Genomic DNA, 26304 nt, shown 5'->3' with positions numbered 1-26304 from the left:
GTGGCGCGCCGCCCCCGGCGCCGCCCTACGCCTCGTACTTCTTCAAGAGAAGGCAGGCGTTCGTCCCCCCGAAGCCGAAGGAATTGTTGAGCGCGTAGCGGACGGTCATCGGGCGGGCCTTGAGAGGGACGTAATCGAGGTCGCACTCCGGGTCGGGGACCTCGAGATTGATCGTCGGCGGGACCACGTCCCGCGCCACCGCGAGCGCCGTGACGGCCGTCTCGAGACCGCCCGCCGCGCCGAGGAGATGGCCGGTCATCGATTTCGTGGAGCTGATCGCGATCCTCCGGGCTCGATCGCCGAAGACGCGGTGGATCGCGAGCGTCTCGACCTTGTCCCCCGCCGGCGTCGACGTGCCGTGCGCGTTGATGTAATCGACCGCGTCGGGAGTGACTCCCGCGTCCTTCAACGCGGCGGCCATGACCCGGACCGGTCCGTCCCCGTCGGCCGACGGGGCGGAGACGTGGAAGGCGTCGCCGGTGAGCCCGTAGCCGGCCATCTCGGCGTAGATGCGGGCGTTCCTCTTCAGGGCGCAGCCCAGCTCCTCGAGAATCAGGATCCCCGCCCCTTCCCCCATGACGAAGCCGTCGCGCTTCAGATCGAAGGGGCGGCTCGCCTTCTCGGGCTCGTCGTTCCGGGTCGAAAGGGCCCGCATGGCGCAGAACCCTCCGACGGCGAGCGGCGTGATGACCGCCTCGGTGCCGCCGCAGATCATGGCGTCCGCGTCCCCCCGCTTGATGATCTCGAACGAGTCGCCGATGCTGTGGCTGCCGGTGGCGCAGGCGGTGCAGGCCGCCAGGTTCGGCCCTTTCGCGCCGAAGCGGATGGAGACCTGGCCCGAGGCCAGATTGACGATCAGGCCGACGATGAAGAAGGGCGAGATCCGATCCGGGCCCGTTTCGAGCAGGGAGGCGTGCTGCCGCTCGATCGACGGCAGGCCGCCGATTCCGGATCCGATGTAGACCCCGACGCGATCGCCGTTCGACGCGTCGATCGCCAGGGCCGAATCGTCCACCGCCAGCTGGCTGGCCGCCACGGCGTAATGGATGAACCGGTCCATCTTCTTGACGTCCTTCTTGGGGATGAAGTCTTCCGGGTTGAAGTCGCGGACCTCGCCGGCGATCCGCGAGGGATAGGCGGTCGCGTCGAATCGCGTGATGGGGCCGACGCCACTCCGCCCGGCCAGCATGGCCGACCAGTTGGCCTCGGTCCCGACCCCCAGGGGCGAGATGATGCCCATCCCCGTGATGACGACTCTACGCTCCAACGCGGCACCCCCTCCGGGATTCAGCTCCTCTCACGCATGGCTCTCGATGTACTTGATGGCGTCGGAGACGGTCGCGATCTTCTCCGCGTCCTCGTCGCTGATCTCGATCTTGAACGCCTCTTCCAGCGCCATGACGAGCTCCACGGTGTCCAGCGAGTCGGCGCCAAGATCGTTGACGAAGGAAGCCTCCGGCGTGACCTCCTCGGCGTCCACCCCGAGCTGCTCCATGATGATTCCCTTGACCTTCTCCTCGACTGTCATCCCGTTTCCTCCTTAGGCTGGTTCGACATGCAGGGTGCGACGTCCCTGCGGGCGCGTATTATACCCATTTCCCTGTGGAACCGGGGCGGGGGGGAAGAGCTCACTCCATGTGGAGGCCGCCGCTGATGTTCAGGACGGCGCCGGTGATGTAGGAGGCCCCTTCCCCCATCAGGAACCGGACCCCTTCGGCCACGTCCCGGGAGGTGCCCATCCGGCCCAGGGGGATGCGGGCGAGAAGGGCCTCGCGCGCCGGCGGCGGCAGCTGCGCGGTCATCGCGGTCTCGATGAACCCGGGTGCGACGGCGTTGACGGTGATGTTGCGCGAGGCCAGCTCGCGGGCCAGCGAGAAGGTGAATCCGAGGAGGCCGGCTTTGCTGGCGCAATAGTTGGCCTGCCCCGGATTGCCGATCTGGCCGACCACCGAGCTGACGTTAACGATCCGGCCGTAGCGCGCCTTGAGCATCGCAGGGACGACGGCCCGGGTGATCACGTAGGCGGCGGTGAGGTTGACGGCCAGGACATCCTCCCAATCCTTCCGCTTCATCCGCATCAGGAGTCCGTCGCGCGTCGCGCCGGCGTTGTTCACCAGGTGATCGATTCGCGGAAAACGGCCGAGCGCTTCCGGCAGCAGGCGCTCCAGGGAATCGACATCCCCCAGATCGAGGGGGGCCGATTCGGCCCGGACCCCCCGCTCGGCGCATTCCCGCCGCACCTCTTCCAGATCGGGAGACGGGCGCGCCACCAGCAGCAGATCGGAGCCCTCCTCGGCCAGGAGCCGGGCGATCTCGCGCCCGATCCCCCGGGAGGCTCCCGTGACCAGCGTGACCTTTCCTTTCAGGCTCATGAGGCTCCTCCCGAAAGAGCCGCCAGGGTCTTGTCCAGGGAAGCGGGATCCTCCACGTTCAGAACGGCGGCTTCGGGGACGATCCGGCGGACCAGGCCCGACAGCACCCTTCCGGGGCCGACTTCGACGAAAAGTCGCGCCCCGAGGCGGGCCATCTCCCGGACGGAGGCTTCCCAGCGCACCGGAGCCGTCACCTGGCGGACCAGGCCCTCGCGCGCCTCTTCGCCCCGGGAGATTGGCCGGGCGTCGACATTCGTGACCACCGGGCAGGAAGGATCCGCGAAGCGCGCCGCGCCGAGATCGGGGGCGAGCCGGTCGCGCGCCGGGGCCATCAGCTCGCAATGGAAAGGGGCGCTCACGGGGAGCGGAATCGCCCGCTTCGCCCCGCGCCGGGGCGCCGACTGCACGGCGCGGGCGACCGCTTCCGCGGAGCCGGCGATGACGATCTGATCCGGAGAGTTGTAATTCGCCGCGGAGAGGACTTCGCCCCGGGCCTCGTCGCGGCACAGCGCCTCGACCTGCTCGGCAGGAAGTCCCAGGATTGCCGCCATCCCTCCTCGGCCCACCGGGACCGCCTCCTGCATGTAACGTCCCCGGCGGTGCACCAGGCGAAGGGCGTCCGCAAGGCTCAACGAGCCGGCGCACACCAGCGCGGAGTACTCCCCCAGGCTGTGCCCGGCCACCCACGCCGGCGCGACGTCCCGCCCGCGGAGAGGGCGAAGCAGGGCGATGCTCGTCGCCAGGATCGCCGGCTGGGTCAGCTCGGTGAGGCGGAGGCGATCCTCGGGCCCCTCGAAGCACAGCGACGAGAGGGAGAAGCCGAGCGCCGCGTCGGCTTCGTCGAAGACGGCCCGGGACTCCGGGTAGGCGGCCGCCATGGCGCGCCCCATCCCGACGCTCTGGGAGCCCTGTCCCGGGAACAGGAAAGCCGGCTGGTGCGCTGCCATCGAGATCTCCGTGTCTGGGGAGGGATCGAAGGGCGGGGCCGCTACCAGCGGAGGAGCGCCGCTCCCCAGGTCAGCCCCGCTCCGAAGGCGGCGAACAGGACGGTGTCGCCCGCGTGCACTTTGCCGGCGCGCACCACCTCGTCGAGGGCGATCGGGATCGACGCGGACGAGGTGTTTCCGACCCGGTCGATGTTCATGTAGAGCTGATCGGGCCGCAGCCCGAGGCGCGTCCCGACCGCCTCGATGATCCGGCGATTGGCCTGATGGGGAATGTAGAGATCGATGTCCGAAGGCGTCAGGCCGCTCGCGGTGATGACCTCCCGGCTCACCTCTTCGATGCTCCGGACGGCGATCTTGAACGTCTCGTTCCCCTTCATCCGGATGAAGTGCATCCGATCCCGGACGGTCTGCTCGGAAGTCGGCATCATCGTCCCGCCGGCGGGAAGATAGATGAAATCGGCCATGGAGCCGTCGCTGCGCAGGCTGGTGGCCAGGACGCCGGACGTCCCCTCGCGCGCCGACAGCAGCGTGGCGCCGGCGCCGTCGGCGAAGATGATGCAGGTGGTCCGATCCTTCCAGTCGACGTATTTGCTGAGCAGCTCCGCGCCGATCACCAGAACGTGCCGGAAGCCGCCGCCGACGATGAAGCGATCCGCCGCCGCCAGACCGTAGATGTAGCCGGAGCATCCGGCCGCCAGGTCGAACGCGGCCGCGCGGGAGGCCCCGAGATTGTCCTGGATCGTGCAGGCGGTGGATGGGATCTGGCGATCGGGCGTCACGGTCGCGCAGATGATGAGGTCGATCTCCTCCGCCGGCACGCCCGACATCTCAAGGGCCTTGCGGGCCGCCTCGGTCGCGTACTGCGAAAGGTACTCTCCCTCGCCGGCGATGCGCCGCTCCTTGATGCCCGTGCGCGTGGTGATCCAGTCGTCCGACGTGTCGACCATCTTCTCGAGGTCCCGGTTCGTGAGCACGCCCGGCGGCAGGGAGGACCCCGTTCCGGAGACCACCGCCCGGAGGCGGGATTCGCCGTGCGCCGAGCGCGCCGCGGATCCGCTCATCCGGTCACCGACTGGATCCCTTGCGACCCCTTGCGGATTTCATCCTGGATCTGCTGGTTCACCCGGTGATCCACCACTTCCCCCGCCACCCGCAGCGCGTTCCGGATGGCGCGCGGCGACGAGCGCCCGTGGCTGATGATCGTCGCCCCCCGGACGCCCAGCAGGGGCACCCCGCCGAATTCCGCGTAGTCGATGCGCTTCTTGAATCCTTTGAACGCGGGGCGGGAGAGCAGGTAGCCGAGGCGGGTGCGCCAGGACCGCGAGAACTCCTGCCGGAGGAAATGAAACAGCGTTTCCGTGGCGCTCTCGATCACCTTGAGGGCTACGTTGCCGGTGAATCCGTCGCACACGATGACGTCGGCGTTGCCGTTGAAGATGTCGTGACCCTCGACGTTCCCGATGAAGTTCAGCCCGGAGTCCTTCAGGAGCTTGAAGGTCTCCTTCACCAGGTCGTTCCCCTTCCCCGCCTCCGCGCCGATGCTCAGCAATCCGACGCGCGGGGTCTCGATTCCCAGGATGTTGCGGGCGTAGATGTGGGCCATGACGGCCCATTGATGGATGTGCTGGGGCTTGCTGTCGACGTTGGCGCCGACGTCCAGCCAGACGGAATAGCCGCGGAGATTGGGGACCACCGCGGCGAGAGCGGGACGGTCGACCCCTTCCACGGTCCCGAGGACGATCATGGCCGTGGCCATCACGGCGCCCGAGTTGCCCGCCGAGACGAGGGCGTCCGCCTTGCCCTCCTGCACCAGGTTCGCGGCGACCCGCAGCGAGGAGTCCTTCTTCCGCCTCAGGGCCAGTCCCGGCGCCTCGTCCATGCCGACCACCTCGCTCGCGTGGACGATGGTGAGGGAGGGGTCGCGCGGCCCGAAGCGCGCCAGCTCTGCCTCGATCTCGTCCTGGCGTCCCACCAGGATGACCCGGCTCCCCAGCTCGCGGGCGGCGAGAATCGCCCCGGCGACCGGATTGGCCGGCGCGTGGTCACCACCCATGGCGTCCAGGGCGATCGTGGCTCCCATGGAGCTATCCCGTAGGAGGGAAAGGAAGGGAGAGACTGGCCGGCAGGCCGCGCATCAGATTTCCGCGACCTCGATCACTTCCCTGCCCTTGTAATGGCCGCAATGAGGGCAGACCCGATGAGGCATCTTGTCCTCGTGGCATTGGGGGCACTTGGAAAGAGCGGGACGGGACAGACCGTCGTGGGCGCGTCGGCGATCTCTACGGGCCTTGGAATGTCTTCGCTTGGGGTTCGGCATCGTTTCGTCCTGCCACTCACTGGGTCGGAGGTTTGAGGGGAAGCTTCAAGGTCAAAGGATCCGCACCGGCGGGATCCGGACATTCGCATGGCGCCACGTTGCGGTTGGCGCCGCAGCTCGGGCAGAGCCCGGCGCAGGCGTCGCGGCAGAGCGGCTTGAGCGGGATCATCAGGTAAATCTGCTCCTGGGCGATGTCGGAGAGGTCGATCCGCTCGCCGTCGTACGGGGTCACCGCCAGATCCTCTTCGTCGATTTCGCGATCGGAGGCGACGGGCCTACCCACGGGACCGGGACGGTAGACGCGGTAGCAATTCCCGGAAACCGGCAGTGCGAAGGAGGCGGTGCAGCGGCTGCACGCCAGAGAGACGGAGGCTTCAACCGTCCCTCTGAATACGACGTCCCTCCTCGCGCGGCGGAACATACCAGAAAGCCTCGCCGGCCCGACCGGGGCCGAGACGTCGCCGCCGAGGACGATGGGATCCAGATTCAGCGATCGATCAATCCGCAGGCCTTCAGGGGGGATCCTGTTGACTTCAATGAACAAAAGGGCCCCTCCGAGAGCCGGAATTATAGCATGACGCTCGGCTCTGTCAAGATTGGCGGGACCTGGGGAAAAGCGGGCTCAGGCTTCGATGTGCTTCATTTCGGAGAGCGCCTTGCGCGCCTCGGGATGGGAGGGCATCACTTCGGCCGCCCTCATGAAGTTCTTCTTCGCCTTGCGAAGCAGATTGTGGGCTCGATAGAAGTTTCCGAGCTGCACGAAGTGGTCGGCGTTCCAGGGATCCAGCTCGGCCGCCCTTTGGAGGCAGCTTTCGGCCCGCTTCTGCCAGCGGTAGTCGGGGTTGTGGGCGAGAGTCTGGCCCAGGAGGAAATGATACCGCGCGTCGGCGTCGTTTCCCTTGAGAGCCTGCTCGCAGTACTGGATGGTATTGTAGTAGTCCTTCGATTTGAAGTACTCGCGAGCCTTCAGGTAGAACTGCTCGGCGCGGCGGATCTGCTCCTCTACGTGCTCCTGGGTCTGGGTCTTCGACAGCTCCTTCCGCTTGCCGACGACCTCCATGTCCAGCTTCGTCTCCCCGGGGGAGGCTCCCTGGCTGGCGGAGCGCACCTGGTTCTGTCCCAAGGCCAGATAAGCCTCCAGGAGCTTTCCTTCGATGAGCAGGAGCTCCTCGCGGTAGGCTTCCTGAATCTTCTTCAGGAAGCGCTCGGGCCGGAAGGCGTCCTTGCGGGTCTCGTACGCCTTGCGAATCTCTTCCGGGCCCGCGTTGGCCCCGAGACTCAGGATTTCGAGCGGCACGTTCGAGGAGGTGGCCCGGTACATCTCCTTGATCACCGCCGATTCCCGCTCGTAGCGCTCCTTGCGCTCGCGGTCGCCGGAGAGCAGATCGTTGACCGCCAGGGCTCCCGGAGCGAACGGGGGGTTCAGCTCGACGATGTTCAGCAGCAGCAGGCCGAACAGGAAGCGCAGCGCCGTGTCCTCCTCCGACGGCGGGATGAGGGAGGCAATCTCGCGAATGCGAGTCGATCCGTCGACGCGCGACAGGGCGAACCCTTGGACCGGGTGCAGGGCGAGCCGATCCAGCGGCAGGTAGAGGTTCTCGCTCATCTTCAGGGGACGGTCGAGGCGCAGCATCGCGTCCCGGATCGGGGTGAAGCCGCTCATCGAGCGGATGCCGCGCATCAGGAACTCGAACGTCAGGAGGACGTCGCTGGGAAAGACGTCCGCCCCGCCGGGCGGAGTTTCCTGGAAGGTGAACTCGCCGGAATCCCAGCGGAACGGGGAGACCACGACCTGGAGGATGAGCTGCCGGACGGCGCGGCCCAGGTCCTCGGCGCCGACCGGGCCCGATTCCTTCAGCCGGCGGGCCAGGGCGAGGTCGTCTCCCCTTCCTCCGGGCACGCGGGCCGCCTCGGCCATTTCGAGGCAGCGCTCGTGGACGAGAAAATCGATCAGACCCTCGTCCTCCAGGGTCGACTCCGCGAAGAAAATCATCCCGCGGTCCCAGTAGATGCGCTTGCGGACGCCCGTGCGGGACAGGCTGAGGATGCCGCTGCGCTCGGAGAGGAAGAGATCGCGGAGAACTTCAGCCAGCCGGGAAGGGACAAAGGAGCCGTTCATCGGCAGCCGGCCTTCCCGACGAAGCGATCGCGAACGGGAGGGTTCTGAGAAGGAGGCATTCCGGGCGCGGATGCTAGCACGGAGTTTTTTCGACTGTCAACGAGCGCGCCGGCGGGTCGAGTCATTGCGCGGGCCCCTCCGGCTTCAGCGGCCTCACTCCTTCCACGGGGAGGGTCATGGGCAGGGAGAAGGAGAACGTGCTGCCGCGCCCGGGCTCGCTCTCGACGCCGATTCTCCCACCGTGAGCCTCGATGGCCATCTTGCAGAAAGTGAGTCCGAGCCCCGTGTCGTAAGCGCGGCGCATTTGGTGATCCCCGGTTCCCACGACGAACTTGTCGAAGATCCGCGGCAGCAGGTTGGGCGGAATCCCCTCCCCGCTGTCCTTCACCCAAAACCGGGCCGTATCGCCCTCGCGGGCGACTCCCACCTCGATCTTCCCGCCGGCGGGCGTGTGCTTGAGCGCGTTGCTCAGGAGATTTCCGAGGATGCGCGACAGCAGCACGGGATCGGCCTGGAGGACGCCGGGCGCGCCCTCGAGCGCGGCGACCAGCCGGACCTCGGCGCGGGCCGCCATCCCCGCTACCTGCCTCAGGCAGCTCTGGGCCAGCTCCGGCGGATGGACCGGCTTGCGGCGAATCTCCAGCTTCCCCTCCTCGAGACGGGCGAGGTCGAGGATGTTCAGGATCATCTCCATCAGCTGCTTGGCGCTTTCCTCGGTGCGGCCGACGATCTCCTGCAGGTGGCCCGCGTCCTGCGCCGGATCCTGGAGCCTCAGGAGCTGGAGGTTCCCCATGATTCCGGCCAGCGGGTTCTTCAGGTCATGGACGACCATCTGGATCAGCTTCTCCTTGAACTCCTCCATCCTCAGGAGATCCTCGTTCTTGCGCTCCAGCTCCCGCCGGGTCCGCTCGACTTCGTCGTGCAGCGACTTCACGCGGAGCATGGAACGGAGCTTGGCGAGAAGCTCCACCTTGTTGATCGGCTTCGACAGGAAGTCGTCGGCGCCCATCTCCAGGGCCTGCACCTTCTCCTCCAGCGCGTTGAGGGCGGTCACCATGATCACGGGCAGGAGCCTCGTCTCGTACTGGCCCCGCACCTTCTGGCAGACCTCCAGTCCGCTCATGCGCGGCATCATCACGTCCAGCAGGACGAGATCGGGCCGCTCGGAGGCGATCAAGTCCAGCGCCTCCTGCCCGTCGTAGGCCTTGATCACCGGGTAGCCGCTGGCCCGGAGGATCGACTCCAGCAGCCGAACGTTGCGCTCGTCGTCGTCCACCACGAGAATCTTGGAAGGCTCGCTCATGTCGTCTCCTCAGTTCCGCCGAAGATAATCGGCGACCTGCTTCGGGAAGTTCACGGTATCGATCGGCTTCGGGATGTAGCCGGCGCAGCCCGCCTCGAGGACTCTCGCTTCGTCGCGCTTCATCGCGTGGGCCGTCAGGGCGATCGTCGGAATGTCCCGCGTCGCCGGGTCCCGTTTCAGCCGGCGCGTGACGGTGAGCCCGTCCATCCCCGGCAGCTGGATGTCCATCAGGATGAGATCGGGATGGATGAACTTGAGCGCGTCGAGCGCCTCCTCCCCGCTCGTGGCCTCGAGGACGCGGTAGCCGCGTCCCTTCAGGACCTCCCGCACCAGCTTCAGGTTGGCCGGGTTGTCCTCCACGACCAGGATCAGATCCCCGGGCCCCTCCGACACGATCAGCGATTCCCGGGCGGCGGGGACGGCGGCCAGCGCGGGCGGCGCCGAGATCGCCGCGGTGGCGGCCCGCGGCGCGAGGGGAAGCCGGAAGGTGAACGTGCTTCCCTTGCCCACTTCGCTCGTGACGACGATCTCTCCGCCGTGCATCTCGACGAAGCGCTTGACGAGCGTCAGGCCGAGCCCCGTTCCCTGGTACTTGCGCGCGTAGGAGCCGTCGACCTGGATGAAGGCGGCGAAGATCCTCGCCTGATCTTCGGGGCGGATCCCGATTCCCGTGTCCTCGACCGAAACGCGCAGGGCGCTTCCTTCGCGCGCCGTGGACAGAGAGACTCTCCCTCCAGCCGGGGTGAACTTGACGGCGTTGGACAGAAGGTTCGTCAGGATCTGCTTGAACTTGCCGCGGTCGGCCCGCACCGAGGGGACGGCGGGATCGAGCCGCGCCTCCAGGGCGATCTGCTTGCGGTCGGCGTCCACGCGGAGGGTCATCAGCGCCTCCTCCGCCGCGAGGGAGAGGTCGAACTCGTCCAGGGCGAGACGCATCTTCCCCGCCTCGATCTTGGAGAGATCCAGGATGTCGTTGATCAGCTCGAGGAGATGGCGCCCGCTGGAGAGGATGTCGGCGACGTACTCGCGCTGATCCTGGTTCAGGTCGCCGTAGCCGGGATCGAGCAGGAGCTCGGAGAAGCCGATCACGGCGTTCAGCGGGGTGCGCAGCTCGTGCGACATGTTCGCGAGGAACTCGCTTTTCAGGTTGTTGGCGCGCAGCAGCTCGGTGTTCGACTCCTTGAGCTTCTGGTTGAGGATCTCCAGCTCCTGGGTGCGCTCGCGAACCTTCCGCTCCAGGTCGAGGTTCAGCTTCTCGATGTCCTCCAGGTGCCGCTGCTTCTCCTCCATCTTCTCCACGTAGAGCCGGTAGGAGTAATAGATGAGGACGGAGAAAGGCAGGCAGAGGACCAGGCTGTAGATCCCGTACTTGCGGACCAGGGTGCCCATCAGGATCGCCAGCGCCCCTCCGGCGAAGTAGCTGGGGGCGGACCATAGGTACTTCTCCCGCCACACCCGCGCCAGCGACAGGCGCGACGAGACCGCGACGACGCCGGCGACGAGGACGGTGTTCATGAGATAGAACGCCAGCGTGGCCAGCATGAGCCCGGGCAGGTCGCTCTCGGTGGCCATGTGTCCCACCGTGCCGCCGGCGGCGAAGTAGACCTGGCAGGTGACCCAGGTGGTGATCATGAAGGCGCTCAGGTTGAAGAGGAAGCGGAACGGCTCCCATCGGGGCCGGTGGAACAGTCCCATCGAGCCGATCGCGACGCAGGAGATCACCAGAGAGGCGTTCAGCCCGAGGAGGATCATGGCGGTGAGGATGAAAGGGTGGAACGCGCTCATCTCCATGCGCATGCCGATGCGGACGGACTGGGGCGCCACGACCGCCGTGATCACGGCCAGGATCAGGAACTCCGGCGTCAGGAGGAGGCCCCCATGGAACAGGGAGAGCGCGGCGAGCAGCAGTCCCGTGCCGTCGACCGCGACGAGGAAGAGGCCGAGGCGCCGGTCGGCCGCCGGTCCGAGGAGGAGGCTCCGGCCGGAGACCGCCAGGCCGCTTCGCGGGGCCGGGGGGTCGGGGGGCGATTCGCTGGGAGGGTTCATCGGTCCGATCCGTGCGCGGAGGGAGCTCCCGCGGGTGGAATCAATTGGCGGACTCGGCCCCGATGCCGTATTTCTTCAGCTTGCTGTAGAGGCTCGATCGATTGATCCCCAGCACCGAGGCGGTCAGCTTCTTGTTCCAGTTGCACTCCGCCAGCGTCTTGAGGATGTAGAGACGCTCGTTCTCGTAGAGCGACAGCTTCATGTCGCCGCGCTCCTCGCGGATCTCCTTGAGGTTCGCGGGCAGATCGGCGAGGGTGATCAGATCCCCCTTGGCCAGGACCACCGAGCGCTCGATCGCGTTCTCCATCTCCCGAACGTTCCCCGGCCAGCTGTAGTCCATGAACGTCTGGAGCGCCTCGTCCGAAAAGCCCTGGAACGACTTCCCCATCTTGCGCGCGCATTCCTCCAGGAAGCGCGACGCGAGCAGCGGGATGTCCTCGCTGCGCTCGCGCAGCGGCGGAATGAAGATCGGAATCACGTTCAGGCGATAGTAGAGATCGTTTCGAAAGGTCCCCTTCTCCATGTTCTCGGCGAGGTTCTTGTTGGTGGCCGCGACCACCCGCACGTCCACCAGCAGCGTCTCCTCTCCGCCCACGCGCTCGAACTTCCTCTCCTGCAGGAAGCGCAGGAGGGTGAGCTGCGTCGCCGGCGGAAGCTCGGCGATTTCATCCAGGAAGATGGTGCCTCCGTCGGCGAGCTCGAAGCGTCCCCGCTTCTGCTTCACCGCCCCGGTGAAGGCCCCCTTTTCATGGCCGAAGAGCTCGCTGTGCAGAACTCCCTCCGAATAGATCGCGCAGTTCGCCTCCACGAACGGCTTGTCGCAGCGCTGGCTGTTGTAGTGGATGATCCGCGAGATGAGCCCCTTGCCGGTGCCGCTTTCTCCCTGGATCAGCACGGTGGAATCGCTGCGCGTGATCTCCAGGACCAGGTCGTGAATCTGCTTCATCTTCTGGCTCTTCCCCAAAATCGCCGCGAAGCCGTAGCGCGCCTGGAGATCGCGCCGCAACTCGAGATTCCTCACCTTCTCGTGCTGGAGCTCTTCCGCCGTGCGCCGCCTCACTTCCCCGAGCCGCCGCACCTGCAGGGCGCTCTCCACCCTCCGGATGAGCTCCTCTTCGGGCACCGGCCAGATCAGGTAGTCGTAGGCGCCGCGCCGCAGGGCTTCCACCGCCGACTCCACCGAGGGCGACGTGGCCACCATGAAGACGGGGCTCTGGGGACTGGCCTCCTTGGTGCGCGACAGGAGCTCCAGCGGCCCCATATCGTTCAGGGAGAGATCGAGCAGGACGAGATCGTAGGCTCGCGACTCCGCCTTCCTCAAACCCTCGGCGCCTCCCGGCGCGACGGCTACCTGGCAGCCCCTTCGGGTGAGGACGCCCGACAGAGCGCTGCCGAGCCCTTCGTTCGAGGTGATCATCAAAATCCTCGCCTGCGCCGCGAGACTCGAATCCATGTCCAGTCCTTTCTTCCGGAGAGCCTCTCCGGAGCTCCGCCGAGAACGCTTCTATTTCCGAACGCGCCGAACCCGGGACCGGACCGGGCTGTCGCGGTTTTGAGCAAGAAGTGTTCCAGAGTCTGGACACTCGCGGCGCGGATTTCTAAGTGGTTTGCCGGGAATGCGAAGGCGTCTCGAGGAAGGACGATTTACGGTCCCGTGAGGGCCTTGCCAAGAAATGGACGCCGCGAAATGTAACGGAGAGGCCGCCGCGCTTCCCAGTCAGGAAATGGACTCTCCGGCGGAGAATTGACGGTCTTCGAGCAGGCGGGCGATCTCCCCGAGATTCCGGACGGAGTGATCCCAGCGGTCGCTGGGGTGCCGGCGATAGTGCTCCATGGCGTCCGGCCGCTCGATCCGGATCGCGGTCATCCCCAGCTCGATCGCCCCCTCCAGCTCGCGGTCGTTGCCGTCTCCGACGAACAGGCAGGCCTCCGGGGAGACGCTCAAGCGGTCGCAGGCGGCGAGATAGATCGGGGCCTGCGGCTTCATGGAGCCGATCTCGAACGAGTAGACGAGGGTGTCGAAAAAGGGGTCGAGCCCCAGGCGGCGGGTGAGCTCGCGGGCCGGGCTCGACGCGTTGCTCACCAGGGCGAGCTTCAGCCCGGCGCGGGCGCGCATCGACACGAGCGTGGGGACGACGTCGGCGTGGAGGCGGGCCGACGCGCGCAGCGCCTCCTCTTCGAGGCCACGGATCTCGTCGAGCTCGCGGGCGGTGATCCCGCGTCCCAGAAGAGCGCAGGACTCGCGGATCCGCGCCTCGACTCCGAGCAGGGCTCCGACCTGGCAGCGGTCCTGGAGCGACAGCCAGGCCTGAAAGTAGCGCTCGGGGTCGAGGCCGAGCGCGCGCGCCGAGCGCCGCTTTCCTTCCAGGTAGGGCCCGGCATCGAGATGGCAAAGCGTGTCGAAGAGATCGAAGAGAACGGCGTCGAAAGGTGGCATTCCCGCTCCGCGAATGCCGCCATGATGGGGGGAGCGTCGGAAGGAAGTCAACCCGCCGGCCCGGCGCGGGGCGCATGGTATATTACAAAGTCGCGCCAGGGAGGAATTCAAGAGCATCGCATGAAGCGATTCGTTGCATCGATCCTGCTTGGGCTGTCCTGCGGCGTCGCCGCCTCCGCCACCGGGTCCCCGGCGGCCGCGGGCGGCCTGGGCGGGCCCCCCGACGCGCAGCTGCTCGAAGGGCTCTCGGCCCTGCACCAGGGACGCTTCACCGAAGGGCAGAGCCGCTTCCGCGAGTTCGCCGAACGATCCCCGCAGGATCCCCGCGGTCCTCTCTTCCTCGCCTTCGCCGAGTGGTGGAAGCTGCTGCAGCTCCGCGGCGTCGGCGAGAGCCCCTCGATGGAGCTGCAGCTGCAGGAAGCGATCCGGCTCTCCCAGGAGAAGCTGCAGGAGGCTCCCGGGGACCCCGAGACGCTGGCGAACCTGGGCACCAGCTACATCTTCTTGGCGCAATACCGCGCCGCCCAACGGAAGGTGTTTCGCGCCGCCGTCGCAGCGAAGAAGGGGAAGTCCCTCCTGGAGGAGGCGCTGCGATCGAACCCGGAGCTGATCGATTCGCGCTTCGGGCTGGGGGCCTACAACTATTACGCCGACAAGGTGAACGCCCTGGTCAAGGGCCTGCGGACCATGATGTTCCTTCCGGGAGGGAACAGCGAGATGGGTCTGGCCCAGCTCCAGGAAGTGGCGTCCCGCGGGCGCTATTTTCGGACCGAGGCGCACCTCCTCCTCGCCATCATCTACCAGGGGCGTCACGAACGCCGGTACCGGAAATCGCTGGAAGAGCTGCGAGCGGCGCTGGCGCTGAATCCCGATTCTCCGGTCATGCTGATGAGCCTCGGCGAGCTGGAGATCCGTCTGGGCCGCTACCCGGAGGCGCAGGCCACCCTGAGGCGCGCCGTGCGGGTCAGCCGCACCTCCTCCGATCGCGATCGCTCGGAATTGGGGCGGCTGTCGCGGATCCTGCTCTCCGACAGCCTCGACTTGGCGCTGCGCTGCCCGGAGGCGCTGGACGAGCTGGAAACGGCGCTGAATGGAGAAGAGGTTCCGCCGGAATTCCGCGCTCGGGCCCTGGCGGTGGCCACGCGGGCCTCGACGCGCCTCGGGGACGCGCGCCGCCTGCAGAAGATCTACGCCGCGCTGGGCGTCACGACGGACGAGGCCGCCGCGCTGAAAAAACAGTATGGCGCGGCGGAATCCTCCGGCGAGGTCGCCCGCAGCATCGATCCGGCCCTCAAGATGATGGAGACGAACCAGTGGGACGGGGCGCTCCGGCTCCTCGGGGAAGCCGCGAAGCTCCATCCCGGCTCGCCCGAAATCCGCCTGCACCAGGCACGGGCCCTCTTCGAGCAGCGGAAGTGGAAGGAAGCGGAGACGGCGCTTCGCGGGATCCCGGCCTCGGGGGGGGGCGCGGCGCCCGGATGGGTCGTCGGATGGCGGGATCTCTACCTGGGAAGAAGCCTTCTCGCCCTTGGGCGGAGATCGGAAGCGCGATCCCTCTACGGGCGCGCCGCCGACACCGACGGCTTCCGGTCGAAGGACCTGGCGCGGGCGCTTCTCGGTCCCGAGGGAGAGGATCCGGGAATCTGGCCGCCGAGGATTTTCGGATTAGGGATTGAGGAGCCGAAGAATACGGCCGACGTAGGCCTGGGTCTCCCGGAAGGGCGGAACGCCTCGATATCGGTCGACCGCGTCTTCACCGGCGTTGTAGGCCGCTAAGGCGAGCCGGACCTCTCCGTAGCGGTTAAGCAGCTCCTTGAGGTAGCGGGTTCCGCCTTCGAGGTTCTCGGCGGGATCGAACGTGTTTCCCACCTGAAAGCGCTCCGCCGTGCCCGGCATGAGCTGCATCAACCCCATGGCCCCCTTGTAGGACACGGCGTACGGATCGAAGTTCGACTCCACCTTGACCATCGCTGCCAGAAGCCTGGGATCGACTTCCTGCCGGCTGGCGATTTCCTGGATCAGGGCGCGGACGCCGGGCTCGGGATCGTAGGGCGAGACGTGCGGGCGCGCCGCGGGGGCCGGAGGCGGCGCGGCCCGCGACGCTGCCGGAGACCCGGCGGCCGGCCTCGACTCCGATCTTGGCTGCGGCGGGAGAGCATGCTCCTCGATCCGGACGACGTTCTGGGCCGGAAAGCCGATCTCGCCCCCGCCGGTCAGGGAGAAGACCATCAGGTTCTTCTCGATCCGGTAAGCTTCGGCGTCGAAATGACTTCCGCTCGCCAGGGTGACGCGATGCACGGCAAGGGCCGGCGACGCGATCGTCACCGCCCCGGTGAGAAGCAGGAAAAGACGCAAGGCTGCCCAGTTTCGTCGGCGAATCTTCATCACCTATGATGACGGCTTGGCTCGATCCGGCTTGATCGTCCAAGTGCTTGAATCTTACCGCGATCCAGCATGCTTTTCAACGAGATTCAGCGCCGGTGGAAGGCTTTTTCGAGGTCCCGCTGGGCGAGGCGGAGGAGGATGGGGCGGCCGTGGGGGCAGGTCATCGGGCTCCGGGTCGAGGATAGCTCGTTGAGCAGGAAGGACATCTTCTCCAAGGTGAGGGGAAAGTTCACCTTGACGGCGGCGTGGCAGGCGGTGGCGGCCGCGAGACGGTCCCGCATCCTTTCCGCCGGGCCACCGCGCCCCTCCAGATCGTCCGCCATGTCGGCCAGCAGCATCGCCACGTCGCCGCTTCCCAGCACCTCGGGGACCTCGCGCACCAGAAGGCTGCCCTCTCCGAAGGGCTCCAGGAGGAACCCGAGGCGCTCCAGGGTCGGTTTCGCCTCTTCCAGCTTCCGGAGGCGCCGGGGATCCAACTCCAGCGTCACCGGGAAGAGGAGGGCCTGCCGTCTCACCTTCTCGGTCTCGGAGGCCTCGAGCAGCTGCTCGTACAGAATCCGCTCGTGGGCCACGTGCTGGTCCACGATCACCAGCCCACCGCCATCGGCCGCGATGATGTAACTCTCGCGGTACTGGACCAGGGGGACGAGCCGGCCGATCGGACTCGGCGGAGCGTCGAACAGAGTCGCCGGCGGGGAGGGCCCGGGGCCGAATTCCCAGGCTCCGGAGTCGGCGGCCGCGGGCCCCGGCCGGCCGGCCTTCCTGCCCGCGTCCGGGAAGCTTCCCGTCTCTTCGTTTTCGGAAGCGGGGATCGGGGCGAAGCCCGAAAGCGCCGTGACCGGTCTTTCCCGCCGCAACGAGGAGGCGATCGCCTGCCGCAGCGCCTCGTGGACGACTCCGGGCTCCGCCAGACGCACCTCCCACTTGGCGGGGTGGACGTTCACGTCCAGGCGTTCCGGTGGAACCTCGAGGAAGACCAGCGCGAAAGGGTGCCGCCCGCGGGGGAGAAGCGTGTGATAGGCGCCGGCGACGGCGTGGAGCAATCCGCGGTCGCGGACGATCCGGCCGTTCACGAAGAGCCAGACGTCCCGGCTGGAGGAGCGGGTGAAATCGGGGCGCGAGGCGAATCCGGAAACGCGGTAGGCCCCGGCGCTCCCCTCGAAGGGGATCAGGCGCTTCGTCAGGCCGGCCCCGAAAACCTGGCTGGCCCGCTCGCTCCGATGGATAGCCGGAGGCGCGTCCAGCACTATTTTCCCGTCGGCCTCCAGGAAGAACCGCCGATCGAAGTGCGCCAGGGCGAAGCGTAGCAGGGTCTCGGCGATGTGCCCCGACTCCGTGGCGGCCGATCGCAGGAACTTCCGCCGGGCGGGGGCATTGAAGAAGAGCGAGCGCACCGTCACGCTCGTGCCGCGCGGGTGTCCCGCCGTCTCGGGGGCGGAGATCTTGCCGCCGTCGACGCGCAGCCGGCAGCCGCGCGCCGAATCGTCGGGGCAGCTCTCGAGAATCATCCGCGACACCGAGGCGATGGCGGGAAGCGCCTCGCCGCGGAAGCCGAGCGTTTCCAGGCGCGCCAGCTCGTCCAGGCTCGCGAGCTTGGAGGTCGCGTGGCGCCCGAGCGACAGGAGGAGGTCCTCGGCGTCCATCCCCTCCCCGTCGTCGAGCACGCGGATCTCCGCTTCGCCGCCGCGCGAGACCTGCACCCGGATCTCGCCGGCTCCCGCGTCGAGGGAATTCTCGATCAGCTCCTTCACGACCGACGCCGGCCTCTCGATCACCTCCCCGGCGGCGATCTGGTTGGCGGTGTGCGCTTCGAGAGGCCGGATCTTGCCCATGGACGTTTACTCCTCTTCCAAGGGGAGATGTTTCCGCCCGGAAGGATCCTCGGCGCAATACTTCTCCACCGTCGGCAGGGTCTTCTCCAGCTTGGCGATGTTGCAGATCGCGTCCCCCGGCTGGACGAGCGGAATCGTCGTGATGCCGATCACCAGACCCGTCAGAGGGCAGCGAAGCGTGGTGACTTCCCGGCCGAACGGCGTCGTCACGACGGCGATTTCGTTCCCCTCGTAGACGAGATCCCCCGGTCGCACGCGAATGTCCAGGATTCCCCCGCGCTCGGCGCGGACCCACTCCGAGACCTTCACGATCACCTGGAACGGGGGCTCGCGGGGAGTCCATTCGATCATTCCGAGCTCCCGCAGGACGTTCTTCACCCCCAGGACCCCTTTCGTGACCATCGACCTCTGGAACAGGAAGGTCTCCCCCGCCTCGAGGATGATGGTGGGGATTCCCGCCCGCGTCGCCGCCGAGCGCAGCGTCCCTCCGGCGGCCGGCAGGTCGATGATGATCTCGGTGCCGAAGGCCCGGGCGATTTTTCTGACCTGATCGTGGTCCATGTCGCCCCGGATGTGGGCCAGGTTGGTGCGGCCGACCGCCGCCGTGTGCATGTCGATGCCGTATTCGGCCTTCTGGACGATTTCGGTGAAGATCTTGTGGGCCACGCGCGCCGCGAGGTTTCCCTCGGGATTCCCCGGAAAGTAGCGGTTCAGGTCCCGGCGGCCGGGCAGGTAGCGGGAGTGGCTCAGGAACCCCCAGCGATTCAGGACGGGCGTGCAGAGCACCGTCCCCTTCAGCGTCGCCGGATCCAGCTCGGTCATGATCCGGCGGACGATCTCGATGCCGTTCAGCTCGTCGCCGTGGATGGCCGCCGTCAGGAAGACCCGCGGACCTTCCTGGGCGCCGCGCACCACCGTGACGGGGATGTTCACCGGCTGGGCGGTGTAGAACTCGCTGATCTTGAGGAGAATCTCCTGGGTTTCTCCAGGGTTGATCGGTTTGCCGCCGATCTTCAGCTCGTCGCTCATCCGATCCTCCGGCGCGCGAAGCGCACGGCGTAGTTGACGATGATCTCGGCGATCCCCAGGCCGGTGGCCTCTTCGAGCCCCTCGAAGCCGGGCGAGGAGTTGACCTCCATCACTTTCGGCCCCTCGTGGGATTCGAGCAGGTCCACCCCGGCCACCTGGAGCCCCATCACCTGGGTCGCGTGGACCGCGGTCCGCCGGGTGCGCTCGTCCAGGTCCACCACCACGCCGTCGCCGCCGCGGTGGATGTTCGAGCGAAACTCCCCGAAGCGCGCTTGCCGGCGCATGGCCGTCACCACGCGGTTCCCCACGACCAGCGCCCGGATGTCGCGCCCCTCGGACTCGGCCACGAACTCCTGGATCAGGATCGTCTGGCCCAGCGACCAGAGAGTGTCGAGCACCGAGAGCACCGCCTGTTCCGTCTCCGCCAGGATCACGCCGATCCCCTGGGTCCCCCGGATCAGCTTGAGGACGACGGGAGGGCCGCCGACCGCCTCGAGCGCGGCGCCGATCTGATGCGGCTCGCGGGCCACCACGGTGCGCGGGATGTCGATGTCCTTCCGCGACAGGAGCTGGAAGCAGCGGAGCTTGTCGCGCGAGCGCGCGATGGGCTGCGAGTTGTTGACGATCGGCACGCCCATCATGTCAAACTGGTTCACCACGGCCAGGCCGTGCTCGGTGACGGAGGCGCCGATGCGGGGGATCACGAGGTCCATCCGCGGCAGGGGGCGGTCGGCGGCGGCGTAATAGATCTCAGGCGAGCGCCTCCCCAGGAGAAGGAAGCACTTCAGGGGATCGAGGACGACCGGCTCGTGGCCGAGGGACCGGGTGGCGTCGATGAGCCGGCGGGTGGTGTACAGGGTGCGCTTGCGCGACAGGATGGCGATTCTCAACGAGCCGACTCCCCTTCCGGCCGTTCAGCGAGGATGGGACAGGGCGGCGCGGGCCGCCGCCAGCCGCGCCACCGGGACGCGATAGGGGGAGCAGCTGACGTAATCCAGCCCGGCCTCATGGAAGAACTCGATCGACTGGGGATCGCCTCCGTGCTCCCCGCAGATCCCGATCTTCAGATCGGCTCTCCCCTTTCTCCCCCCCTGGACCGCGACCCGGACGAGGGAGCCGATGCCTTCCCGGTCGATGCTCTGGAACGGATCGTGCGGCAGGATTCCCTGCTCCACGTAGGAGGGAAGGTAGACGCCCGCGTCGTCGCGCGAGAAGCCGAATCCCAGCTGCGTCAGGTCGTTGGTGCCGAACGAGAAGAACTCGGCGTGCCGGCCGATTTCCTCCGCCATCAGGCAGGCACGCGGGATCTCGATCATCGTCCCGGTGCGATACGGAACCCGGCTTCCCGTCTCGCGCATCACCTGCTCCGCCACGCGATGGACCATGGAGGCCAGGCGGCGGTATTCCTCGCAGATTCCGACCAGCGGGATCATGACCTCGGGCAGCACCTTGTTTCCCTCGCGGACCAGCGTCCCTCCGGCCTCGAAGATCGCCCTCACCTGGACCTCGTAAATCTCCGGATAGGTGATCCCGAGACGGCATCCCCGGTGCCCCAGCATGGGATTGAACTCGTGCAGGCTCTCGACCTTGTTCCTCAGCCGCTCGACGCTCACCCCCATCTCGGAGGCGACTTGCTCGAGGGCGGAGCGCTCGCGGGGAAGGAACTCGTGGAGCGGCGGATCGAGCAGCCGGATCGTCACGGGCAGCCCTTCCATCTCCTTGAAGATCCCGAGGAAGTCCTGGCGCTGCATCGGCAGGAGCTTCGCCAAGGCGCGCCGCCGCTCCGCCTCGGTGTCGGAGAGGATCATCTCGCGCACCGTCGGGATCCGATCGTTGCCGAAGAACATGTGCTCGGTGCGGCACAATCCGATCCCCGAGGCGCCGAAAGCGCGAGCCACCCGGGCGTCGGTGGGAGTGTCGGCGTTCGTGCGGACTCCCAGCGCGCGGATGCCGTCGGCCCATTCGAGAAGGAGCCGGAACTGACGGTACACCAGCGATCGATCCATCGGAAGCGAGCCGTCGACCAGCACCTGGATGATCTCGGAGGGGAGCGTGGGAAGCGATCCCTCGATCACCTCGCCGGTGGTGCCGTCGATCGAAAGGGGCTGGCCCTCCTGAATCGGCCGGCCCTTGAAGCGCAGCGTCCGATTCTCCGGATCGACCGCCAGATCGGAGCATCCCACGACGCACACCTTTCCCATGCCGCGCGCCACGACCGCCGCGTGCGAGGTCATGCCGCCGCGCGCCGTGAGAATCCCCTCGGCCGCGGCCATTCCGGCGATGTCCTCGGGAGACGTTTCGAGGCGCACGAGGATGACCTTCTCCCCTTTCGAGGCCATCTCCACCACGCGCTCGGCGGAGAGGGCCGCTTTTCCCGACGCGGCGCCGGGCCCGGCGTTCAGGCCGCGCGCCAGGATTCTTCCCGATTCGAGCGCCCGCTGCTTCTCGGCGGGCTCGAAGATCGGAGCCAGCAGCTGGGTCAGCTGCTCCGGCTCGACCCGCCCCACCGCGGTGGCCGGATCGATCAGCCCTTCCTCCACCATCTCCACGGCGCAGCGCACCGAGGCGAATCCGGTGCGCTTGCCCCGGCGGGACTGGAGGATGTAGAGCTTGCCCTCCTCGACGGTGAACTCGATGTCGAGCATGTCCTGGTAATGGCGCTCGAGCCTGGCGAAGATCTCCAGCAGATCGCGGTGGGTGGCGGGCATCGTCTCTTCGAGCGACGGCAGGGAGGACGCTCCGCCGCGGCTCAGCGGCCGGGGGGTCCGGATCCCCGCGACCACGTCTTCCCCCTGGGCGTTCGGAAGGTACTCCCCGTAATGCCGCCGCTCGCCGGTCGCGGGATTCCGGGTGAAGGCCACCCCGGTCGCCGAGGTCTCTCCCCGGTTGCCGAATACCATCGATTGGATGCTGACGGCCGTCCCCCAGTCCTCGGGGATCCTGTGGAGCTTCCGGTAGGTGACGGCCCGCTCGTTCCTCCAGGATCGAAACACGGCCCCCACGGCCCCCAGCAGCTGCTGCCGGGAATCGAGGGGAAAATCGACCCCGCCGACGCCGCGCACGATGGCCAGGTAGCGCCTCGTGAGATCCTCCAGGACCGCCGCGGAAAGGCCGGAGTCCTCCGGGGCTCCGCTGCGGTGGCGGGTCTCCTCGAGCGCTTTCTCGAAAAGCGAGGAGCCGAGGCCGAGCACGACGTTCCCGTACATCTGGATCAGCCGCCGGAAGCAGTCCCAGGCGAAACGGCCGTCGCCGGTGAGCGACGCGAGGCCGGCGGTGGTCTCGAAGTCGAGGCCGAGGTTCAGGATCGTATCCATCATGCCCGGCATGGAAACGCGCGAGCCGGAGCGCACCGAGACGAGCAAAGGGTTGCGGGCGTCGCCGAAGCGTTTGCCGGTCACCTTCTCCAGCCGCGCGAGCGCCGCCTCGATCTCCGAGACGAGCGGCTCCGGAAGCCGGTTTTCTCCTTCGAAGTACTGCCGGCACGCTTCCGTGGTGATGGTGAATCCGGGAGGGACGGGGATGCCGAGACGGGTCATCTCGGCCAGATCGGCCCCCTTGCCGCCGAGGAGCTCGCGCATCCCGGCGTGCCCCTCCGATTCTCCCGCCCCGAAGAAATAGATCCGCCGCGACCCCTCGGACTCACCCATGTCTGGCCTCCCGCGCGGCTTCCTGCACGTCGTCGCCTTCCAGGACCATCTCGGCGAAATCTCCGACCTTCCGGAAGAACGAAGAAATCCTCGAAAGCAGGGCCAGGCGATTGGCCCGCGTGGCCGGCTCCGGATCCATGACCAGCACCTTCTCGAAGAAGCGGTCTAGGTGCGGGCGCAGCGCCGCCATCCGCTTGAGCGCCCCTTCGTAGTCTCCCGCGGCGAGCAGTGGCGCCGCGGTCTCTTCCTCCCGCGCCAGGGCGTCGAAAAGCTCGCGCTCCGGTCCGGAAGAGAGGGAGCGCTCCCGGAGCTCGCCCGCCGACTGTCCCGCCAGGATGTTCCGGACACGGCGGTACGACAGAGCCACCGCCTCGAAATCTATCTGGCCGCGGATGCCGTGCAGCGCCTGGATCCGCCGGAAGGCGTCGAGCAGATCGTCGGCGCCCGTCGCCAGCGCCGCGTTCACGGCGTCGTAGCGGAATCGATGCACCTCCTGGCAGATGTGGCGCAGCCGCTCCGCCACGAAGGCGGAGAGCGGCGCGATGCCGGAGGCTTCGCCGGCGACGCCCTGATCGGCGAACAGCTTCCGCGCCTGGTCGGCGAGCGCCGCCAGGGAATAGCTCATCTGTTGATCGAGAGTTGCCAGGACGAGCGCCGTGGCGCCGCGGCGCAGGCCGAACGGATCGCGGGACCCGGTGGGGGGGCGATTCAGGAGGAAGAACCCGGCTAGCGTGTCGAGACGATCGGTGATCGTCAGGGCCGCTCCTTCGGCGGTTTCGAAGCGGGCCCGGCCCTCCCCTTCGCCCGTCCCGAGGTACTGCTGCTCGATGGCGCGGCACACCGGCTCCGGCTGGCTCTCGTGCCGGGCGTACAGCCCCCCCATGATTCCCTGGAGCTCCGGGAACTCCTGGACCATCAAGGTGGTCAGATCGGCCTTGCAAAGGCGCGCCGCCTCGCTCACGTGGGAGGCGTCGAGGCGCCTCCCACGCTTCTCGAGCGCGCGGCACAGCGCGCCGGACAGCGGCACCAGACGATCCACTTTTTTCCGGTAGCTTCCCAGCGTCGCCTCGAACAGGATCTTTTCCAGATCGGGAAGGCGAGCCGAAAGGGTACGCTTGAGATCCTCCTTCCAGAAGAAATCGGCGTCCCGCAGCCGCGCCCGAAGGACCCACTCGTTGCCGCGGCGTATCTTCGCCACGACGTCGGGCGCGTCGCGGCAGTTCAGGACCGCCACGTAATGGGGGGCGAGCCCGCCGTCCGATTTCCGAACGGGGAAGAAGCGCTGATGGTGAATCATGGCGGTCGTCAGCACGGCCGCCGGAAGCTTCAGAAACTCGACGTCGAAGCCCCCGGGGCAGGCCACGGGATGCTCCAGCAGATGGGTCACCGATTCCAGAAGGTCGGCATGCTCCTCCGGCCGGAAATCTGGGCCGAGCCGCGACACCGCCTCCTGCAGGGAGCCGGAGATTCGCCGCCGGCGCTCCCCGACGTCCGCCAAGACCGAAGCGGCGCGCAGCCGCTCGAGGTAATCGCGGGGATGGGGAATCTCGACCGGGGGAGATCCCTCGAAGCGCGCCCCGCGCGTCGTCCGCCCGGCGGCGACGCCCGCGACCTGGAACGGCACGACCTCCTCTCCCAGCAGGCAGACGACCCACTGGATCGGCCGCACGAAGCGGAAGCTTCCTTCACCCCAGCGCATCGTCTTGGCGAAGGGAATCGATCCGATCAGCCCCGGAAGCGCTCCGGAAAGCACCTCCGAGGCGCTCCTGCCCTTTTCCGCTTTGGTCGCGGCGACGCACTCCCCCTTCGGCGTGGCGATCCGGCGGATCCGATCGAGGCTCACCGCGTGGGAGCGCGCAAACCCCTCGAGGGCGCGCGTCGGACGACCCTGCGGATCGTAGGCGGCCTCCACCCTCGGGCCGGTCACCACGATCTCGCGATCCTCCTGTCCGGGAAGGAGGCCTCCGGCGAGGATCGCCAGCCGTCGCGGCGTTCCCAGGGGATGGCTGCGCGTCGCCAGCGTCCCGAGCCTCTCCTTGGCGATCAGGACGCCGAGCTCCCGCCGGAGATGCTCCACCGCGGGGAGGATCATCGAGTCGGGGATTTCCTCGCAGCCGATTTCGAGCAGGAACCGCGGAGAGGCGGCGTCGCTCACCGGGCGCCTCCGGCCGGGCGCGGGAGCAGCGGGAACCCGGCCTCGGCGCGCGCCGAAAGGTAACCTTCCGCGCAGGCGCAGGCCAGCCTCCGGACGCGGCCGATGTAGGCCGGCCGCTCCGTGGTGCTCACCGAGCCCCGGGCGTCGAGGACGTTGAAGGTGTGGGAGCAGCGGAGACAGAAATCATACGCGGGAAGGTAGAGCTTCTTCCCGAGCAGCCGGCGCGCCTCGGCCTCGTAATCGTCGAACAGCCTCCGGTGGAGGGCAAGATCGGCCTCCTCGAAGTTGAAGCGCGAGAACTGGACTTCCTCGTCGCGCCGTATCTCGCCGTAGGAGAGACGGTCGTTCCAGGCGAGATCGAACACGTTCTCGACGCCGTTGAGGAACATGGCGATGCGCTCCGATCCGTACGTCAGCTCCGCCGACACGGGCGACAGCTCGAGGCCTCCCGCCTGCTGGAAATAGGTGAACTGGGAGATCTCCATGCCGTCGAGCATGACCTGCCAGCCCACGCCCGCGGCCCCGAGCGTGGGCGACTCCCAGTTGTCCTCCTCGAACCGGACGTCGTGCTCCGAGACCTTCACGCCGAAGGCGGCGAGCGAGGCGAGGTAGAGCTCCTGGACGTCGGGCGGGGAGGGCTTGAGGATCACCTGGAACTGGTAGTGACGGTACACGCGGAAAGGATTCTCTCCGTAACGGCCGTCGACCGGGCGGCGCGAGGGGGAGCAATAAGCGCCGCGCCAGGGCTCGGGGCCGAGGACCCGGAAAAACGTGTCGGGATGCATGGTCCCGGCGCCGGCCTCCAGATCGTAAGGCTGCTGGATCACCGCCCCCTGGCCCGCCCAGAACTCGGAAAGGGCCAGGACGAGCTGCTGGAAGTTCATCACGAGGCCCTCCCGGCCGCGACCAGGAAGCGGCGGGTCCGGAAGGGAGCTTCGGCGAAGGAGGAGAGGGCGGCGCCCAGGAGGGCGCCGATCCGATCCAGCGCCTCGGTGGGGAAACGGCGGCCTGCGAGATCCCGGGGGTGGTGGCGGAGCAGAGTCTGGAGAATCCCGAGCTCCGATCCCGCGGCGCGAAAGTCGGCGGGGGTCGGATGGGGAAGGCAGCGGCGGCAGAGGATCTGGCCGCTGGCGCCTTGAAACGCTCCTCCCGCCGGGCCGAGCGCCGCTTCGCAGGAGCCGCAGCGCGCCAGATCGGGAAGCAGACCGTGGAGCTTGAGGGTCCAGATCTCGAAATACCGGGCGGCCAGGGGGCGAGCGAGGCCGGAGCGCAGCGCTGCCAGGACCGAGAGCAGAAGGCGGAAGAAGTGCGGCTCCGACTGACGCTCGCGCGCGAAGAGATCGGTCACCTCGGCGACGTAGGCGAGGAGGTAGCTGGTCTCCAGATCTTCTTGGAGGCGGTACGCCGACTCGAGGAGATCGCAGCCGTCGACGCGCGCGAGATCCATCCCTTCCTTCTCGAACAGCGTCAGGGAGACGCGGCTCCAGAGCTCCAGGCTGCTGCCGAAGCGGCGGCGGCTCCGGCGGGCGGAGCGGGCCACCCCGCGAAGCTTGCCCTCCTCCAGGGTGAAGAAGGTGACGATCTTGTCGGCCTCGCCCAGAGGATAGACCCTCAGGACGAACCCCTCGGCCCGGATCACCGGCACGGGGTAATCTCCCGATCGACGCAGCGAGTCTCGCGACAGTGTTCAGCTCGGGGGCGGTCATTCTAGCACA

22 protein-coding genes are annotated in these 26304 nt (G+C 67.7%); 1 reads left to right on the top strand and 21 read right to left on the bottom strand.

Annotated elements, in window-relative coordinates; all coding sequences use genetic code 11:
- Window positions 1-25: 25 nt before the first annotated feature.
- From fabF to VGR67_06150, 13 genes are all read right to left on the bottom strand, one after another.
- Window positions 26-1267: a beta-ketoacyl-ACP synthase II gene (gene fabF / locus VGR67_06210; protein HEV8335989.1), complete on the bottom strand. Its 1242-nt coding sequence runs from the start codon at window positions 1265-1267 to the stop codon at window positions 26-28.
- A gap of 30 nt (window positions 1268-1297) precedes the next feature.
- On the bottom strand, window positions 1298-1528 hold the full coding sequence (acpP, locus tag VGR67_06205; protein ID HEV8335988.1) for an acyl carrier protein: 231 nt from the start codon (window positions 1526-1528) through the stop codon (window positions 1298-1300).
- A gap of 100 nt (window positions 1529-1628) precedes the next feature.
- Window positions 1629-2372 carry a 3-oxoacyl-[acyl-carrier-protein] reductase gene (fabG, locus tag VGR67_06200; GenBank protein ID HEV8335987.1) on the bottom strand — a complete coding sequence of 248 codons (744 nt, stop codon included), beginning with the start codon at window positions 2370-2372 and terminating at the stop codon, window positions 1629-1631.
- On the bottom strand, window positions 2369-3319 hold the full coding sequence (gene fabD, locus VGR67_06195) for an ACP S-malonyltransferase (GenBank protein HEV8335986.1): 951 nt from the start codon (window positions 3317-3319) through the stop codon (window positions 2369-2371). Before fabD ends, fabG begins: the two co-directional genes overlap by 4 nt.
- A gap of 41 nt (window positions 3320-3360) precedes the next feature.
- Window positions 3361-4380, bottom strand: a complete 1020-nt coding sequence (locus VGR67_06190) for a beta-ketoacyl-ACP synthase III (GenBank protein ID HEV8335985.1) — start codon at window positions 4378-4380, stop codon at window positions 3361-3363.
- Window positions 4377-5399, bottom strand: a complete 1023-nt coding sequence (plsX, locus tag VGR67_06185; protein HEV8335984.1) for a phosphate acyltransferase PlsX — start codon at window positions 5397-5399, stop codon at window positions 4377-4379. Before plsX ends, VGR67_06190 begins: the two co-directional genes overlap by 4 nt.
- A 54-nt stretch (window positions 5400-5453) precedes the next feature.
- Entirely contained in the window at window positions 5454-5636 is a 183-nt protein-coding gene (gene rpmF, locus VGR67_06180; GenBank protein ID HEV8335983.1) for a 50S ribosomal protein L32, read from the bottom strand.
- Between the two features lie 16 nt (window positions 5637-5652).
- Window positions 5653-6180 (bottom strand): DUF177 domain-containing protein, encoded by a 528-nt coding sequence (locus VGR67_06175; GenBank protein HEV8335982.1) that lies wholly within the window; start codon window positions 6178-6180, stop codon window positions 5653-5655.
- Between the two features lie 78 nt (window positions 6181-6258).
- Complete coding sequence (locus VGR67_06170) at window positions 6259-7755, bottom strand: DUF4388 domain-containing protein (protein ID HEV8335981.1); 1497 nt, start codon at window positions 7753-7755, stop codon at window positions 6259-6261.
- Window positions 7756-7876: 121 nt separating this feature from the next.
- Window positions 7877-9058 carry a hybrid sensor histidine kinase/response regulator gene (locus VGR67_06165; GenBank protein ID HEV8335980.1) on the bottom strand — a complete coding sequence of 394 codons (1182 nt, stop codon included), beginning with the start codon at window positions 9056-9058 and terminating at the stop codon, window positions 7877-7879.
- 9 nt (window positions 9059-9067) lie between these two features.
- Window positions 9068-11104: an ATP-binding protein gene (locus VGR67_06160; protein HEV8335979.1), complete on the bottom strand. Its 2037-nt coding sequence runs from the start codon at window positions 11102-11104 to the stop codon at window positions 9068-9070.
- Between the two features lie 40 nt (window positions 11105-11144).
- Window positions 11145-12557: a sigma-54 dependent transcriptional regulator gene (locus VGR67_06155; GenBank protein HEV8335978.1), complete on the bottom strand. Its 1413-nt coding sequence runs from the start codon at window positions 12555-12557 to the stop codon at window positions 11145-11147.
- A gap of 264 nt (window positions 12558-12821) precedes the next feature.
- Window positions 12822-13541 carry an HAD family hydrolase gene (locus tag VGR67_06150; protein ID HEV8335977.1) on the bottom strand — a complete coding sequence of 240 codons (720 nt, stop codon included), beginning with the start codon at window positions 13539-13541 and terminating at the stop codon, window positions 12822-12824.
- A gap of 120 nt (window positions 13542-13661) precedes the next feature.
- On the opposite strand from VGR67_06150, the gene VGR67_06145 reads away from it, so the two are divergent.
- A complete protein-coding gene (locus VGR67_06145) occupies window positions 13662-15317 on the top strand; it encodes a tetratricopeptide repeat protein (protein ID HEV8335976.1) in 1656 nt (551 codons plus the stop codon).
- Here VGR67_06145 and VGR67_06140 read toward each other — a convergent pair.
- The 8 genes from VGR67_06140 to recO form a co-directional block, all read right to left on the bottom strand.
- Window positions 15207-15926 (bottom strand): lytic transglycosylase domain-containing protein, encoded by a 720-nt coding sequence (locus tag VGR67_06140; GenBank protein ID HEV8335975.1) that lies wholly within the window; start codon window positions 15924-15926, stop codon window positions 15207-15209. The two genes, VGR67_06145 and VGR67_06140, sit on opposite strands and share 111 nt — an antisense overlap.
- 86 nt (window positions 15927-16012) lie before the next feature.
- The gene (mutL, locus tag VGR67_06135; protein ID HEV8335974.1) at window positions 16013-17758 is read right to left on the bottom strand and encodes a DNA mismatch repair endonuclease MutL; all 1746 of its coding nucleotides are present in this window, start codon (window positions 17756-17758) and stop codon (window positions 16013-16015) included.
- Between the two features lie 6 nt (window positions 17759-17764).
- Window positions 17765-18787 carry a succinylglutamate desuccinylase/aspartoacylase family protein gene (locus tag VGR67_06130; GenBank protein HEV8335973.1) on the bottom strand — a complete coding sequence of 341 codons (1023 nt, stop codon included), beginning with the start codon at window positions 18785-18787 and terminating at the stop codon, window positions 17765-17767.
- Window positions 18784-19677 (bottom strand): RimK family alpha-L-glutamate ligase, encoded by an 894-nt coding sequence (locus VGR67_06125; protein ID HEV8335972.1) that lies wholly within the window; start codon window positions 19675-19677, stop codon window positions 18784-18786. The genes VGR67_06130 and VGR67_06125 overlap by 4 nt, the downstream gene beginning before the upstream one ends.
- A 24-nt stretch (window positions 19678-19701) precedes the next feature.
- The gene (ppdK, locus tag VGR67_06120) at window positions 19702-22434 is read right to left on the bottom strand and encodes a pyruvate, phosphate dikinase (protein HEV8335971.1); all 2733 of its coding nucleotides are present in this window, start codon (window positions 22432-22434) and stop codon (window positions 19702-19704) included.
- Window positions 22427-24589, bottom strand: coding sequence for a glycine--tRNA ligase subunit beta (gene glyS / locus VGR67_06115; GenBank protein HEV8335970.1), 2163 nt, complete (start codon window positions 24587-24589; stop codon window positions 22427-22429). Before glyS ends, ppdK begins: the two co-directional genes overlap by 8 nt.
- Complete coding sequence (locus VGR67_06110; protein ID HEV8335969.1) at window positions 24586-25473, bottom strand: glycine--tRNA ligase subunit alpha; 888 nt, start codon at window positions 25471-25473, stop codon at window positions 24586-24588. The genes glyS and VGR67_06110 overlap by 4 nt, the downstream gene beginning before the upstream one ends.
- A complete protein-coding gene (recO, locus tag VGR67_06105) occupies window positions 25473-26234 on the bottom strand; it encodes a DNA repair protein RecO (GenBank protein HEV8335968.1) in 762 nt (253 codons plus the stop codon). The genes VGR67_06110 and recO overlap by 1 nt, the downstream gene beginning before the upstream one ends.
- Between the last annotated feature and the right edge of the window lie 70 nt (window positions 26235-26304).

It is taken from the genome of Candidatus Polarisedimenticolia bacterium, assembly GCA_036004685.1.
Lineage (GTDB): Bacteria > Acidobacteriota > Polarisedimenticolia > Gp22-AA2 > AA152 > DASYRE01.
Note: the sequence above shows the minus strand (reverse complement) of the source record. Positions and strands in the feature narration are given on the sequence as shown.